The following is a 14,555-nucleotide window of genomic DNA, read 5'->3' as shown; positions in this document are numbered from 1 at the left end:
TTTACACTAAGCTCCAATTATTTTTTGCTAATTATAAATTATACTTAATACTTAATTCTTGATTCCTTTTAGGTAGCTTGCATATAAATGAAGTTCCATTATCTCTTTTACTCTTTACATTGATCTCTCCACCATATTCCTCTAATAAAGATTTTACTATGTATAATCCAAACCCCCTATTTTCTCCTTTAGTTGAATATCCTGGTTCAAAAATATTACTAATCATAAGATCATCTGATATAGTTGCTCCATTATTGTAAACTATCATATAAATACTATTATCTCTATCCATTAATTCAACCATAATCTTTTTATTTTGAATATCAACTTCACCTAAAGCATCAATAGCATTGTCTATTAAATTAAATAGAATCTTAATTATCTTATTATTAGGTATAATAATCATTGAAAGATCTACATCCATCTTAATCTTTAAATCTATCCCTCGTTTTATTGCCTCTTGTTTTTTAGGTAAGAAAACGGAATATAATATATTGTCCTTCAAGACTTTTGTATCCATAAAATCTAAATCAATATGTAATTCTTTAATATACTCCTCAGCCTCTTGAAATTTATCCATTTGAATCATAGTATAAATTGTCTGTAATTGGTTTTTAAAATCATGCCTTTGAACTCTTAGATCTTTAATCTTTTCTTCTTTTAACTCCAATTTTATATTCTTGAGATCAACTTCTTTTTTAGCTAATATACCTTCTGTAATTTCATCAATAAAAATACTTTTGAAAATATAATAAAAAGCAATAAACTTATATAAATGAAGCAAGAAATATAATGAACTAAATACATCTACCTGAAACAGGGATAGTGCTTCACTTAATAGTAAAAATATAAATCCTTTAGCTATATACAAGCTGGAATTATCATTCCTAGATAAAAATTCTCTATTATATAACCTAATATTAAAGACTAACATTATAATTAAAACAAATTTAATAATTAGGATTATTCCTTCATAAGTCATCCATAATTTAAATAAAACATAAGATATAGTTATTGAGGAAAGAAAACTAATTAAAATAGAAAAGGAGATATAATATAAATTATACTTTTCCCTATCTTTAACTAACCAACTAAATAATACAGCAATAACTACTATTAATCTAGCGCTTATAGAAAAGACCTCTGAACTAGAATTATACTTTAAATATGAATCACTAAAAACTAAAATAGCATGAATTATATTCATTGTCCCTGCAAATAAAAAACTAACTGAAACAAACAGATTTCTTAAATTATTAGTATATTTATATGAAAAAATCAATAACAAAAATATATTCCAACAAATTAGTACAATTGAAATTTCTAAAATAAATTCTGATAAATTATAAAAACTTATATTAAAAAAATCATATTCTTCTAAAAAGTCAATTACTACTTGATGATACATAAATTGAAGCATCAAAAATAATATTATTGCTAAAAATAAAGCACTGATATATCTTAGATTGAAAGTTAATAATTTTTCTTTGCTTAATTGCATAATAACACCTATCTTTTATAAATTATAGATGGTATACCATCTATAATTTATTTTTTCTCTATCTTAATATAAAAACCTTTAATTATTTAAAAATCTTAGATTTAAAACCCAAAAATTATCTTTTTTTAAAATAAGATTATAAATACTATTATAATTTATCATTTTCAAACAGCAATTAAATATAGTCATCGAACTTTAAAACCAAAGTTATATTAATATTAAATTGGATAACAGTACTAAAGACAATATGTTTTTACTAATTAAACACTAAAAATTTTAGGAAAAGAACATACAAATCTAGTTCCATAGTTTTCTTCACTTTCAACCTTGAGTCTCCCTCCATAATTCTCCACCAAACTCTTAACTATATATAAACCAAAACCTCTATCCTTTCCTTTAGTTGAATATCCAGGTTTAAAAATATGATCCATAAGTTCATCAGAAATTGCTGGCCCATTATTATAAACATGTAAGCTAACATTTTTACCATCATCAGATATTATAACCTTTATTTCTTTATTTTCTTGTATAGAATCAACTAATACATCTAATGAATTGTCTATTAAATTAAATAATAATTTAAACAATTTACTTCGAGCAATACTGATCTGCTTTAAATCAGTATTTACCTTAATATCAAAACTGATTCCCATCTCTAAAGCCTTTTCTTTCTTAGGCAATAAAACTGCTGATAATATATTATCTTCTATTATATTACTACTTAAATTGTTTAATTCTAAATTTAAATCAAGAATATACTCTTTTACTTCTTCGATTTTATTTAACTGTACCATTGTATGTATAGTTTGTAATTGATTCTTAAAATCATGTCTTGCTATTCTAAGATTATTAATATTCTTCTTATATAATCTAATTTCTTTATCTCTTTCTTTAAGCTTATCTTTAGAAGAAATAGCATTAATAATTTCTTGAGCAAACTTAACCTTAAACAAATATAAATACGCTATTACTCTAATTATAGATGTAATAATATTTATATGGCTAGATGTATTAAACTCAAGAAATGAAATTAAATTATTTATTAAAATAAGTTTCATCACTCTCAATATTAATAGTTCACTTTGCTTTTCATCCTTCAGCTTATAAATAGTAATATTAAAGCCAACAATCACAAATAATAAAGATCTCAACGATAATATAGTCAAAGAATAATAATAACTATCATATGATAATAAATTTAAAAATAAAAGTAGAAAAAGCCCAACAGTTGCCAACAATATTTTTACCTTATTTATTTTTTTATTCTGATAAAGACGATCTAATAAAAGAGCTGTTAATACATATAAATTTGAAATAATTAAATAGACTTTAGCATTGAAGCTAATAGATAAATAATTTGCTTTTATTATTGACTCTATATAAAATATATTCATTATAACTGCCACTGAAAATAAGCTTACTTCACATAAAGTAATTAACCTTCTATTGAATAGATACATATAAATTAACAATAAAGATATTGCAGCAGAGATGAAAGTTATTACTAAGGCAGATATTATCTCAATTTCATAAACAAAATTAAGATGAAATAAGTAACTTTTTTTAACTATTTCAAAGATATAGCTAGTTAATATTCTAAAATCAACTTCTTTAGCTAAAAATAAACTAAGAAAAATTAATATTAATATTTTAACACATCTTATTTTGAAATTATCTAACTTTACTTTAACCTCCAGCACACGATCACCTTTTCCATTTTTAGAAATTTATTCCATATATATTATTATAGAAAAAATCTTTAAAACCTTTTTTAAATGGAATTTTTTTGAATTTTACAATGGTATAATATATCATTATATTTCTTTATACTAATAAAATTTAATACTTCAATAATAAATACTAAAAGGATCCCTAATTTTAGGGATCCTTTTAGTATTTATTATATTATTTTATTAAGCCACCTCTTCTTTTTGATCTTCTTTACTACTGCTTACTCTTTTAGTTTTAGGAAGTAAGATATTTAAAAGTATTCCAATCATAGCAGCTAAGCCCATTCCTTGGAACTCTAAAACTTTTATCTGATTTACAATTTTATCTATAATATTTATACCGTCAAGATGTAAGAACTTAGCTAATTCTATAAAATTAATAGTAAAAGGAATTCCACTGATTCCAATAACTAAAATTGTGGATACAATAACTAAATTTCTGTTCTTACTTAAATCAACTTTATTCTCAACCAGGGTTCTCAATCCAATAGATGCAATCATTCCAAATAATAGTATTACAATACCTCCCATAACAGATTGAGGAATGGTTTGAATTGCAGCCCCCACCTTTTGAATAAAACTCATAGCCAATACTATAACAGCTGCCATCTCTACAATTACTGGATTATGAACTCCTGTTAATGCCAATACTCCAATATTCTCTCCATAAGTTGTATTAGGTGGTCCTCCTGCTAAAGAAGCAAATGCTGTAGCTACACCATCACCTAACAAGGTTCTATGCAAACCAGGTTCTTCAATAAAGTTCTTATCTACAGTTTTTGATAAAGCTAAAACATCACCTAAATGTTCTACCATAGTAACAATTGCTACCGGAGCAATCAATGCAATAGCTGAAATACCTGCTCCCCAAGATTCTAACTCAAAAACAGAAGTAAACTTTGGCAAAGCAATCCAATCAGCTGCCTGAATTGCTGATATATCAACTAAACCATTAACTGCGGCAAATATATATCCACTAATAATACCAATTAGAATCGGAATTACTTTAAACATTCCACGGCCCAAAACACTAACTCCAATAGTTACAGCTAGAGTAAAAATAGCTGTTGGCAAATGAGTCATTGACATATCCTTTGCTACTGGGGCTAAACCTAATCCAATGGTCATGATAACCGGTCCTACTACAACAGGTGGTAAATAATCATCTATAAACCCTGTTCCTATCTTCTTAATAACAGCTGACATTAAGATGTAAATCAGACCTGCCACAAAACAACCTAGTAAAGCAGCCGGCAATCCATAACCTTCTTTTGCTGCAATAATAGGTCCAATAAATGCAAATGAGGAACCTAAGTAAGCCGGTACTTGCCCCTTAGTAATCAAATGAAAGATCAAAGTCCCTACTCCAGAAGTAAATAAAGCAATTCCTGGATTTAACCCTGTTAATGTTGGAACTAAAACTGTTGACCCAAACATTGCAAATAAATGTTGTATTGCTAATATAAAGCCCTTTGATAGTGTCAAATCATCCTTTTTTAATTTATTTCTTACCATATTTATCTCCTCCTAAATAATTTCTTTTTCTCTATTTACCTAAAAAACTCCTTAGCCAATAAGACTAAGGAGTTTTTAGGTATTATTATGCATGATTATTTACCCAAATCCCCTTATAGCCTCACTGGACTAGTTTAAAAGGAATAACTTCTATTCAATTTGCTCTTTTAAAACAACAGCATCTTCTCCATCAACTTCTTGCAAATTAACACTAATAACCTCTTGATTTGAAGTAGGTAAATTCTTACCCACAAAATCTGCTCTAATAGGTAGTTCTCTATGACCCCTATCTACTAAAATTGCTAATTGTATATTTCTTGGTCTTCCTAAATCCATCAATGCATCTAAAGCAGAACGTACTGTTCTTCCTGTATAAAGAACATCATCCACTAAAACAACCTTCTTATCAGTAATATCTATCGGTATTTCTGTTTGATGAACAATAGGCTGATTAGCTATAGTAGTTAAATCATCACGGTAAAGGGTAATATCTAAGATACCAGTTGAAACCTTTTCACCTTCAATTTCTTCTAGTTTACTAGAAATCCTCTTTGCTAAAGGTACTCCCCTAGTTCTAATTCCAACTATTACAATATCCTCTAGCCCTTCATTCTTTTCAATAATCTCATGAGAAATACGCGTTAATGCTCTTCTAATCCCATCACTGTCAAGCAATTTCTTTTTAGTTTTTAATTCCAACTTTACCCCTCCATATAAAATCAGGATACTTATAACCTTTGTTATAAAAAAGATCTCCCTACGCTAGTAAGAAGATCCTTGGATACTCATATTTATTCTTAGATATAGATATATATCTATATCTATATCTAATCCCGTATCCCTCTTACTAGCCTCTCTGGACTAATTTAAAAAAGGTATTATACTTTCTTTTCTCTAAAATTATATCAAAGCAATATATCTCTGTCAATCAAATTTATTTGACCTACCCCGAGGCAAGCCTGCGGGGATTCTTTTTTCAACGAGAATTGCCTACTTAAAGCTAATTATCCAATTAGATTAAGTTGGTCTTGTACTCTCTCCAAAAGCGTAAATTCCTGTCAGTCCGACAGTAGGTTTACCACGAAAAGTCCATTAGGACTTGTAGGTATAGTCTATCTAAGTCCTAAGTCTAATTTACCTTGTTTTAAGAGGTTTAGACTAGCATTTGTATCTCTATTATGAGTTGTACCACACTCACAAGTCCATTCTCTGACAGACAAGTCTTTGACTTTTGGATTTTTAATTCCACATATATTACAAGTTTGACTACTAGCAAAAAATCGGTTCACTTTATGCACAATACAGTCATACCATTTGCTCTTATATTCAAGCATAGTAGTAAACTTATTCCACGAGCAGTCAGAGATATGTTTTGCTAATTTAGAGTTTTTCAACATCCCTTTTATATTTAAGTCCTCTATGACTAAAAGTTGCTTCTCCTTTGTTAGTCTAGTGGACAACTTATGCAAAAAGTCTTTGCGAACATTCTTGATTTTAGAATGTACCTTAGCAATTTTTTGTTTGAGTTTATACCAATTGTTGCTAAATTTCTTCTTTTTAGCCAACTTACGTTGAAGTTTAGCTAATTTATCTTGATATTTCGATAGGTGTCTAGGGTTAGATATATGTTCACCATCAGAAGTTGTTAAAAAATCTTTAATACCTAAATCTAAACCTAACTCACCTTGATTGTTTTTAATAGTAGTTTCTAAAACTTGACTAACATTAACTGACATATAGTATTTACCTGCCCTAGACTTGGAAACTGTAACATTATTGATTTTACCTGTAACCTCTTTAGATTTAGCAAACCTAACCCAAGATAGTTTAGGCAATTTGATTTTATTTTCTTCTATCTCGATATTAGTTGAGCCACTAGGTCTAATGAATTTTTGTGTTCTATAAGATAATCTAGTTTTTCTTTTAGACTTAAACTTAGGAAATTTATATTTACCACTAAAGAAGTTTTTAAATGCTTTATCTAGGTCTTTAAGGCTTTGTTGTAAAGCTATGCTATCTACTTCTTTAAGCCAAGTATATTCTTTCTTTAGTTGAGTTAACTCTTTAGAGTTTTTAGAATAAGATTTATATTGATTATCTTTAGACTTTGCCAGAAATTCATTATAGATGAATCGACTACAACCTATTGTTTTATCAATTAACTCTTGTTGTTCTTGATTAGGATAAATTCTAAACTTATATGCTTTATTGATTGGTTTGAATTTCTTAATCATTATGTTCACCTTCTTTATACTGTACAATTTAATTATATATTATTTTGTTTAAATTATCAAGTTTATATCTAAATTGATTTGACAATTTTTAAACTACTAAGTATAATTATTATAGGAGGTGTCCATTTTGACTATTAAACAAGAGATTAAATCTTATCTTGCTCGTAGTGGTTGGACTATGACTGATTTAGTTAGTGCTTTAAATGAAAAACATAATCGTGATGATAGTGTTCAAAATTTAAGTAACAAACTATCAAGAGGTACTATTAAATACAAAGAGGTCAAAGAGATAGCTGATATTATAGGTGCTAAAATTAATTGGAATTTTTAATACAATATCGAATCGCATTAAAAATATTAAAATTCATCCCGAGGGCAAGCCCATCGGGTTTTCTTTTAATAAAATCTATAACTATCTAAATCTTTCTAATACTTTTTCCATATCTTCTAATAATGGTGCTTCAAATTCCATCCATTCTTCAGTCTTAGGATGATAAAAACCTAAAATATGAGCATGTAACATTTGTCGATCTACTGTTAAATTATTATGATTATAGCCATATAATTTATCTCCTATTACTGGATGTCCTAAATATCCCATATGTAATCTAATTTGATGAGTTCTACCAGTTTCAAGCTTAACTTTAACCAGAGAATGTTTCTCATACTTTTCTAATAATTCAAATCTTGAAATAGCTTTCTTACTATTCTTACTAGTTACAGCCATCTTCTTTCTATCTTTAGGATCACGACCTATGGCAGCATCAATCTTTCCTTTTTTATATTTCAGACGACCATCTACTATTGTCAAATATATCTTTTTGGTAGTTCTTTCTTTAAATTGTTCTGCTAAATTAAGATGAGACTGATCATTTTTAGCAACCACAATTGCTCCTGATGTATCTTTATCCAGTCTATGTACAATTCCTGGTCTAATTACTCCATTAATACCAGACAAGTTATTACAATGGTATAATAAAGCATTTACTAATGTTCCATCTTCATTTCCAGGAGCAGGATGAACAACCAAATCAGGTTGTTTATTAATTACAATAATATCTTCATCCTCATAAATTATATCTAGTGGAATATCTTGAGCTTCCAGTGTTAATTCTGCTGGCTTTGGTATGATTACTTCTACATTATCATCTGTATTTAACTTATAACTTTTTTTTACTACATTTCCATTGACCAAAACATTATTATCATCAATTAATTCTTGTAAATAACTCCTAGATAAATCTTTGTTCTGCTGAGATAAAAATTTATCTAATCTATTGTTATTATCTTCTTGTGTAATTATAAATTCTCTTTTATTATCCATATACTATCACTCCGTCTGACTAATTATTATCTACTATTAAAATCCAATAACTAAAGATGATTACCGCTACAACAATAGCTGAATCTGCTATATTAAATACTGGCCAAACCCTAAAGTCTAAAAAATCAACTACATAGTTTAATCTTATCCTGTCTACAAAGTTCCCAACAGTACCTCCTAAAGCAAGTCCTAAACCTACTCTATTCCAAATACTGTTCAAAGGTAACTGGCGATAAAAATAAATCAATAGAGCCAAAACTACTAAAGTAATAATAATAAAGAAAGGTAATTGATTTTGTAAAATTCCAAAGGCAGCCCCTCGATTTTGAACATAAGTAAAATGAAAGATATTCTTAATAATAGGTAAAGATTCACCTACACTAAAATTTTTAACTACCATATATTTTGTTAATTGGTCTACTATTATGGTAACCAAAAAAGTAATAAAAATAATCATATTTTTCAACTCCATCTTTTAATTTAGATTTAGCTTTATCATTTTTCTAAACAACTAAAAAAACTTTGTTGCTAACATTTGAATTTATATCTTAACATAACTTATATTTTAACAGGTTTAACATAAAAAAACAAGATATTCAATCTAAGCTTAGTAATATTTAATTAAAATAAAAAAAGAAAGTAAGCTTTAAGCTTACTCTCTCTCCTTCCTACTACGTTTCTGCCCTTGTCCAGTTAAATAATCATCTTCTTCATCAACTTCTCCATCTCCTAAACTTTTATCCATGATTCCATCGCCCCAACCTACAATCCCATTATCTTCATCAGCATCAATATAAGTGTCATCATAACTTACCGCTCCAGGAATATCAGAAGGAGTATTAGAAGTTCCATACTTAGCTACAGCTTGCCAAGTATCTTCACCGTCATAACCATTATAGTCTTTTTCTTCTCCACCTGTGGCACCAATATTATCATTCATAGCAAAAGGATTTCCATTATGGAGGGAATCTACAGCATTCTCCTCTATCGGTCTTGAATTATGACCATTACTTCCAATTCTTAATTCACTCTTTGACTTACAATCAAAACAGAAAGTGCTATAAGGCATCACTTCTAAGCGTTCAGAATTTATCTCTTTACCACAAGAGTCACAATGTCCATACTGACCACTCTCTATTTTATTTAAAGCATCATCTATCATATTTAATATTATCTTTGCATTATCTTTTAAACCTATATCCTTTTCTCTATCAAAAGTATTAGTCCCTTGATCAGCTGGATGATTATCATAAAATGACAATTCACTAGTAGAATATCTTAAGCTATGGCCTAAACCCTCATAGCCTCTATCATTAATATCACCTATCTGATCTAAAATACTTTGTTTCTCCCATAACAATTTCTTCTTATAATAGTCTAATTCATGTAACATCTATTATCCCACCTTAGTTAATAATAGTTAGTATATCTTCAAGTGCTCTTTGTGGCCTAGACTCTTTAATTTTTCCTTTAGGATAGCCAATAGTTATCATAGCCATTGCTATTAAATCATCTTTAATATCCAATAATTCTTTAACCTTTATTTCATCAAAACCTCCTACCCAACAACTAGCTAAACCATAAGCTTCTGCTGCTAACAATATATTCTCAACTGCTGCTGCAGTATCTTGAACAACATAAATTTTTTCACCTTTTTCACCATATTTCATAGCTGAAATATGAGGGTCTGCACAAACTACAATCACAGTAGGAGCTTCTAGTACCCAACTTTGCTTAGATAATCTAGCTAATTTTTCAATTTTAGATTTATTATTTACTATATAGAACTCCCAAGGCTGCAAATTGCCTGCACTCACTGCTAAATGACCAGCATTAACAACTTCTAATAATAAATTTTCAGGAACTTCTTTGGATAAGTAACTTCTAGTACTAACTCTATCCTTAATTACCTGAATACAATCTTTAACCACCACTAGTCCCCCTTTAATTGGCTTTGCATTTAAGAGATTTAATTAGATTGCTATTAATTTTTAATTTATCCAAAAGGAATCTTTATAATACCTATCTTCAATTACTAATAAGTTACAGTTAATATTAATTTTTTTGAACAAAAAATAAAAAAGGAAGCGGACTAATCCACTTCCTTTTCTACTATAATCTTGCTTTTAGAATATTAACACTATAACCTTTTATATTAATATTAATTTTATCATTCTTTACTTTATACTCTTCTTCAGATATTAGTTCTTCAAAAGAATCAGCTTTAATATTTAATTTATTTAAATCAAACTCTAATTCTGCCATCAAATTATTATTATTAAAGATAACTAATAGCTGATTATTACCTTTCTTACGAGTAAAGGCATATATCTTTTCCATAACATCTTTATCCACTAACTCAAAATCCCCAGTTCTCAAGGCTGGATTATCTTTTCGAATAGAGATTAATTTTTTATACCACTTAAGTAATTGCTTGTCCTGCTTATTTTCATCCCATAACATTCCACGACGACAATCTGGATCACTGCCACCTGCCATTCCAACTTCATCACCATAATAAATCATTGGAACACCTAAGTAAGTCATCTGAAATGCAGCAGCTAATTTCTGTCTAGTTTTATAACCACTAGCAATAGTCAAAACCCTTTCAGTATCATGACTTCCTAATAAATTCAAAGATGCTTCTTGAGCTGGAATTTTATATTTAGTTCTTACCTTTGACAGCCTATCTTCGAAAGTATTGACACTAATATTTTTTCTACAGAAAAAATCCCAAACTGCTGTTGAAAAGAGATAATTCATTACCCCATCAAATTGATCCCCATCTAACCAAGATGATGCATCACTCCATACCTCACCTACAATATAAGCTTCTGGATTAGCCTGTTTGACTACATTTCTGAATTCTCTCCAAAAATAATGGTCAATTTCATCGGCAACATCTAATCTCCAACCATCAATACCAACCTCTTCAATCCAATAACGTGCTATATCCAAAATGTAATTTCTTACTTCTGGATTGGCTGTCTTTAATTTTGGCATTCTCCAAACACCATTACCAAAGGTCTCGTAATTAGGATAAATAATTTCAGCTAAGTTTTGATCTTCAGCCCCTTTTTTCCATAACTTCCAAAAATCTAATTTAAATAGATTTCCTCCTTGAACTTTATCTTGTATTATATATTCTGATAATTTTAAGATATATTTCTTATCTTCATCCTGATCTATTTCTAATTCATTAAATATTTGACTCATAAATTCTTCATGACTTGAAATATCTAATCTATCTATATCTTTTAAAACTCTTTCAACAACTTTATATTCTATTTTTGGCTTTTCTTTGACAGGAAAATCATCTAGATAATACCAATTTTTATACTCTGACTCTTTACCTTTTTCTAATATATCTTGAAAAGCAAAAAATTTATCACTTGTATGATTAAAGACTCCATCAAAGATGATTTTAATTCCCAATTCATGAGCTTTATCTACTAATTCTCTACAAGTTTCTAAATCTCCAAAATTAGGATCAACCTTCATATAATCAATAATATCGTACTTATGATTGGATGAAGACTCAAAAATAGGAGTTAAGTAGATAGCATCAATACCCAATTTAGCCAAATAATCTAGTTTGTTAATTATTCCACGTAAATCCCCACCATATAAAGAATTGGATTCAGGATTTTGATTCCACTCAGTTAAATTATTAGGATTTAAATTAGAATCGCCATTACAAAAACGTTCAGGAAATATCTGATAGAAAACAGCATTTTTAACCCAATCAGGTGTATCAAAATAATCTTTTTCGCAGATATAAGTATATTGAAAACAACCATTATGATCAATAAGATCTTTATAAAATCCATAGTCACAATAATATAATTGTTCTTCTCCATCATCTAATAAAAAATAATATTTAAACTTCTTTTTGGAATATTTAATTTCTGCCTTAAAATAATCGAAAAGATGATCTGAACTATATTTTTTCATCTCAGCAAAATAACGTGGTTGATTATTATCCCAATCCCTAAACCGCCCATCATAAATTACATTAACTTTATCTAAATCACCTTTTTTAGCTCTTAGTTGTATAAATAATTTATCTTCACCTGTAGGATAAGCATAGCTTCCATAAGGATAATGACAGATTGATTCCTTTAACATATTTAAAAGACCTCCTTATTTTTATTATTTTGAAAACGTTTCCAAAATAATAAAATAATAAAATCAAGCTTACAATTGCTATATTCTATATCTTTATTTAAAATCCTGCAAAAAATAAAAATGGCTCCCCGAGCAGGACTCGAACCTGCGACAAAGTGGTTAACAGCCACTCGCTCTACCAACTGAGCTATCGGGGAACAATTTAATTACTTTAATAATATTTAATTTATAAGAGAATTATATATTAATCTTTTTTAATTGTCAATTAGAAATTACTGATATTTCTTTCATGACTTTTGGAAAGTACTTTTTAAAAGCTTATTTTTACCACCACTTAGCACTAATCTAGTCATCCAACTTTAGAATAATATTTAAAACTGTCGTTATAGAATGAGATTGCGACAGTTTCGGCGCTAGGAGACAGGCGATAGGTATTAGGAAAAACTAACGCCCAACCCCTATGACCTATCACCTAAAAGTATCGCAATATACCCATTAAATTTTACTTTAGACTTGGATATCTATAAAAGAATAAAAATTGAATGCTTTTACTCCCCAAAAAAAGAGTTCCTCGATAAAATTAGCTTCGGGTTTCAATTAATAACCCTTCGCGAAATTTTAAATTCTAAGGTTCTCTTCGGGTAAATGGTTAACAATTCTTTAATTCAATCTATTATAGGTTAATCAAACTTCAACGCCTTGGCTCTTTAGATCTAAATATCTGTAGTAAGCTTTTTTTATCTTCAAAAAATCCTTCCAAACTGCTAACTTTTTATTCTTATCTCTTAATAGCGCTGCTGGATGGAAAGTTGGCAAGAAATAATATCCCTTCTGCTTAATCCATCTACCTCTAACTCTAGTAATTTTACCCCTTGGATCTAACAGACCTTTTAAAGCAGTTGAACCAAGTGGAACAATAATCTTAGGATTTACCAACTTAATCTCTTGTGCCAAAATCCACAAACAAGTTTTCATTTCATCTTCTTTAGGTTGTCTATTCCCTGGCGGACGACACTTAACTATATTTGTAATATAAGCCTCTTCTCTTTTAATCTCTGCAGCTTCTAAAATTTTATTTAATAATTGACCTGCTTTTCCTACAAAAGGAGCACCTATTCTATCTTCATCTGCCCCTGGCCCCTCTCCAACAAACATTAAATCAGCATCAATATTTCCGTTACCAAAGACAACTTGAGTACAATTATCTCTTAAGGAACATCTGCTACAATTATCTGCTATATATTTAACCTCATCGAGTGTTTCAAATCTTTTCTGACCTTTATCAGCACTAAATAGATCCATCTGTCCTTTAGGATAAAATAACATACTATCACTCCTGATTATTCTTAAATTATAAGCTAAAAAAACCAGTATAAAAATACTGGTTTTAACTAAGAAATAATTTAAACTAAAAAATTTGGATATGGCTGTATTAAATTATATAGTCGAGCTTTATCTTGATCTAGCTTTTCAGATAGTAATCCATTCCAATCAATTGACTTCTGATCATTAGATAATAAATAATCTAAATGTTTATATACCTGACTAAAATCCTTCTTATCTCTTAATAACTTTTCTTCATAAAACCATTTTCCTATATTTAATAATAAATTTATATTCTCTTGATTCAGCTGTAATAATCTCTTTTCTTTAAGCTTTAATGATTTCTTTAACCTATCCATCTTCTTAACCGAATTATCTTTTTCTTCTTGATTTAAATAAATTAGACTTTCTACCCTAATTTCAGCCTCATTAATATTTTCTTTTAAATCAAAAATTCTACTCTGTAACTGATTACAAAGTAATAAATTATTAACAACCAAAGTTAATAGATCTTTAATATCAACTGATAATTCATTATCATACTTTAATATAATTTCTGAATAATTCTTTACTACTAAACATCCTAAAGAAATAAAGAGATTCTTAACATCACAATCACTAACCTTAAATTCTTTATATTTATCTATAGCCAAAGTTAACATTAGGTAAATCATCTCCTACTTAATAAACTTATTCCAATCACTAAATTATAACCTAAATCCCATATAGTTTCAATAATTTTATAATATCTTTTAATAAATAGATTATAATTTAAATAAAAGAAGGTTTATGAATAGAAA

At 28.4% G+C, this 14,555-nt stretch carries 13 protein-coding genes and 1 tRNA gene; 1 reads left to right on the top strand and 13 read right to left on the bottom strand.

Features of this window, described 5'->3' with window-relative positions:
* Positions 1 to 31: 31 nt before the first annotated feature.
* The 5 genes from OREMA_RS18530 to tnpB all read right to left on the bottom strand — a co-directional run bounded on the left by OREMA_RS18530 (position 32) and on the right by tnpB (position 6,980).
* The gene (locus tag OREMA_RS18530) at positions 32 to 1,501 is read right to left on the bottom strand and encodes a sensor histidine kinase (protein WP_018250254.1); all 1,470 of its coding nucleotides are present in this window, start codon (positions 1,499 to 1,501) and stop codon (positions 32 to 34) included.
* A gap of 260 nt (positions 1,502 to 1,761) precedes the next feature.
* Complete coding sequence (locus OREMA_RS0115975; RefSeq protein ID WP_018250253.1) at positions 1,762 to 3,201, bottom strand: ATP-binding protein; 1,440 nt, start codon at positions 3,199 to 3,201, stop codon at positions 1,762 to 1,764.
* Positions 3,202 to 3,414: 213 nt separating this feature from the next.
* Positions 3,415 to 4,746, bottom strand: coding sequence for a uracil-xanthine permease family protein (locus OREMA_RS0115970; RefSeq protein WP_018250252.1), 1,332 nt, complete (start codon positions 4,744 to 4,746; stop codon positions 3,415 to 3,417).
* A 150-nt stretch (positions 4,747 to 4,896) separates the two neighbouring features.
* Entirely contained in the window at positions 4,897 to 5,445 is a 549-nt protein-coding gene (gene pyrR, locus OREMA_RS0115965; RefSeq protein WP_018250251.1) for a bifunctional pyr operon transcriptional regulator/uracil phosphoribosyltransferase PyrR, read from the bottom strand.
* Between the two features lie 413 nt (positions 5,446 to 5,858).
* Positions 5,859 to 6,980: an IS200/IS605 family element RNA-guided endonuclease TnpB gene (gene tnpB / locus OREMA_RS0115960; RefSeq protein ID WP_018250250.1), complete on the bottom strand. Its 1,122-nt coding sequence runs from the start codon at positions 6,978 to 6,980 to the stop codon at positions 5,859 to 5,861.
* Positions 6,981 to 7,107: 127 nt separating this feature from the next.
* On the opposite strand from tnpB, the gene OREMA_RS0115955 reads away from it, so the two are divergent.
* Positions 7,108 to 7,311 (top strand): DUF6471 domain-containing protein, encoded by a 204-nt coding sequence (locus OREMA_RS0115955; RefSeq protein ID WP_018250249.1) that lies wholly within the window; start codon positions 7,108 to 7,110, stop codon positions 7,309 to 7,311.
* 81 nt (positions 7,312 to 7,392) lie between these two features.
* Here the strand turns inward: OREMA_RS0115955 and OREMA_RS0115950 are convergent, their stop codons facing one another.
* The 8 genes from OREMA_RS0115950 to OREMA_RS0115915 all read right to left on the bottom strand — a co-directional run bounded on the left by OREMA_RS0115950 (position 7,393) and on the right by OREMA_RS0115915 (position 14,417).
* Positions 7,393 to 8,304 (bottom strand): RluA family pseudouridine synthase, encoded by a 912-nt coding sequence (locus OREMA_RS0115950; RefSeq protein ID WP_018250248.1) that lies wholly within the window; start codon positions 8,302 to 8,304, stop codon positions 7,393 to 7,395.
* Positions 8,305 to 8,323: 19 nt separating this feature from the next.
* A complete protein-coding gene (gene lspA, locus OREMA_RS0115945; RefSeq protein ID WP_018250247.1) occupies positions 8,324 to 8,761 on the bottom strand; it encodes a signal peptidase II in 438 nt (145 codons plus the stop codon).
* A 195-nt stretch (positions 8,762 to 8,956) separates the two neighbouring features.
* The gene (locus tag OREMA_RS0115940) at positions 8,957 to 9,697 is read right to left on the bottom strand and encodes a TraR/DksA C4-type zinc finger protein (protein ID WP_018250246.1); all 741 of its coding nucleotides are present in this window, start codon (positions 9,695 to 9,697) and stop codon (positions 8,957 to 8,959) included.
* Positions 9,698 to 9,710: 13 nt separating this feature from the next.
* Positions 9,711 to 10,235 carry a nitroreductase family protein gene (locus OREMA_RS0115935; RefSeq protein WP_018250245.1) on the bottom strand — a complete coding sequence of 175 codons (525 nt, stop codon included), beginning with the start codon at positions 10,233 to 10,235 and terminating at the stop codon, positions 9,711 to 9,713.
* A 181-nt stretch (positions 10,236 to 10,416) separates the two neighbouring features.
* Entirely contained in the window at positions 10,417 to 12,432 is a 2,016-nt protein-coding gene (locus OREMA_RS18525; protein WP_018250244.1) for an alpha-glycosidase, read from the bottom strand.
* A 121-nt stretch (positions 12,433 to 12,553) separates the two neighbouring features.
* Positions 12,554 to 12,629: transfer RNA gene (locus OREMA_RS0115925), tRNA-Asn, on the bottom strand.
* Positions 12,630 to 13,116: 487 nt separating this feature from the next.
* On the bottom strand, positions 13,117 to 13,758 hold the full coding sequence (locus OREMA_RS0115920) for a uracil-DNA glycosylase (protein ID WP_018250243.1): 642 nt from the start codon (positions 13,756 to 13,758) through the stop codon (positions 13,117 to 13,119).
* Positions 13,759 to 13,835: 77 nt separating this feature from the next.
* Positions 13,836 to 14,417, bottom strand: coding sequence for a hypothetical protein (locus OREMA_RS0115915; protein WP_018250242.1), 582 nt, complete (start codon positions 14,415 to 14,417; stop codon positions 13,836 to 13,838).
* Positions 14,418 to 14,555 lie beyond the last annotated feature (138 nt).

This window comes from Orenia marismortui DSM 5156 (assembly GCF_000379025.1).
Classification (GTDB): domain Bacteria; phylum Bacillota; class Halanaerobiia; order Halobacteroidales; family Halobacteroidaceae; genus Orenia; species Orenia marismortui.
The sequence above is the reverse complement of the archived record's forward strand: the minus strand, read 5'-3'. Positions and strand labels throughout refer to the sequence as shown.

Coding starts and splice junctions, on each gene's coding strand:
- tnpB (WP_018250250.1), bottom strand. CDS start 6,980: ATGATTAAGAAATTCAAACCAATCAATAAAGCATATAAGTTTAGAATT.
- lspA (WP_018250247.1), bottom strand. CDS start 8,761: ATGATTATTTTTATTACTTTTTTGGTTACCATAATAGTAGACCAATTA.
- OREMA_RS0115915 (WP_018250242.1), bottom strand. CDS start 14,417: ATGTTAACTTTGGCTATAGATAAATATAAAGAATTTAAGGTTAGTGAT.
- OREMA_RS0115970 (WP_018250252.1), bottom strand. CDS start 4,746: ATGGTAAGAAATAAATTAAAAAAGGATGATTTGACACTATCAAAGGGC.
- OREMA_RS18525 (WP_018250244.1), bottom strand. CDS start 12,432: ATGTTAAAGGAATCAATCTGTCATTATCCTTATGGAAGCTATGCTTAT.
- OREMA_RS18530 (WP_018250254.1), bottom strand. CDS start 1,501: ATGCAATTAAGCAAAGAAAAATTATTAACTTTCAATCTAAGATATATC.
- OREMA_RS0115940 (WP_018250246.1), bottom strand. CDS start 9,697: ATGTTACATGAATTAGACTATTATAAGAAGAAATTGTTATGGGAGAAA.
- OREMA_RS0115950 (WP_018250248.1), bottom strand. CDS start 8,304: ATGGATAATAAAAGAGAATTTATAATTACACAAGAAGATAATAACAAT.
- OREMA_RS0115920 (WP_018250243.1), bottom strand. CDS start 13,758: ATGTTATTTTATCCTAAAGGACAGATGGATCTATTTAGTGCTGATAAA.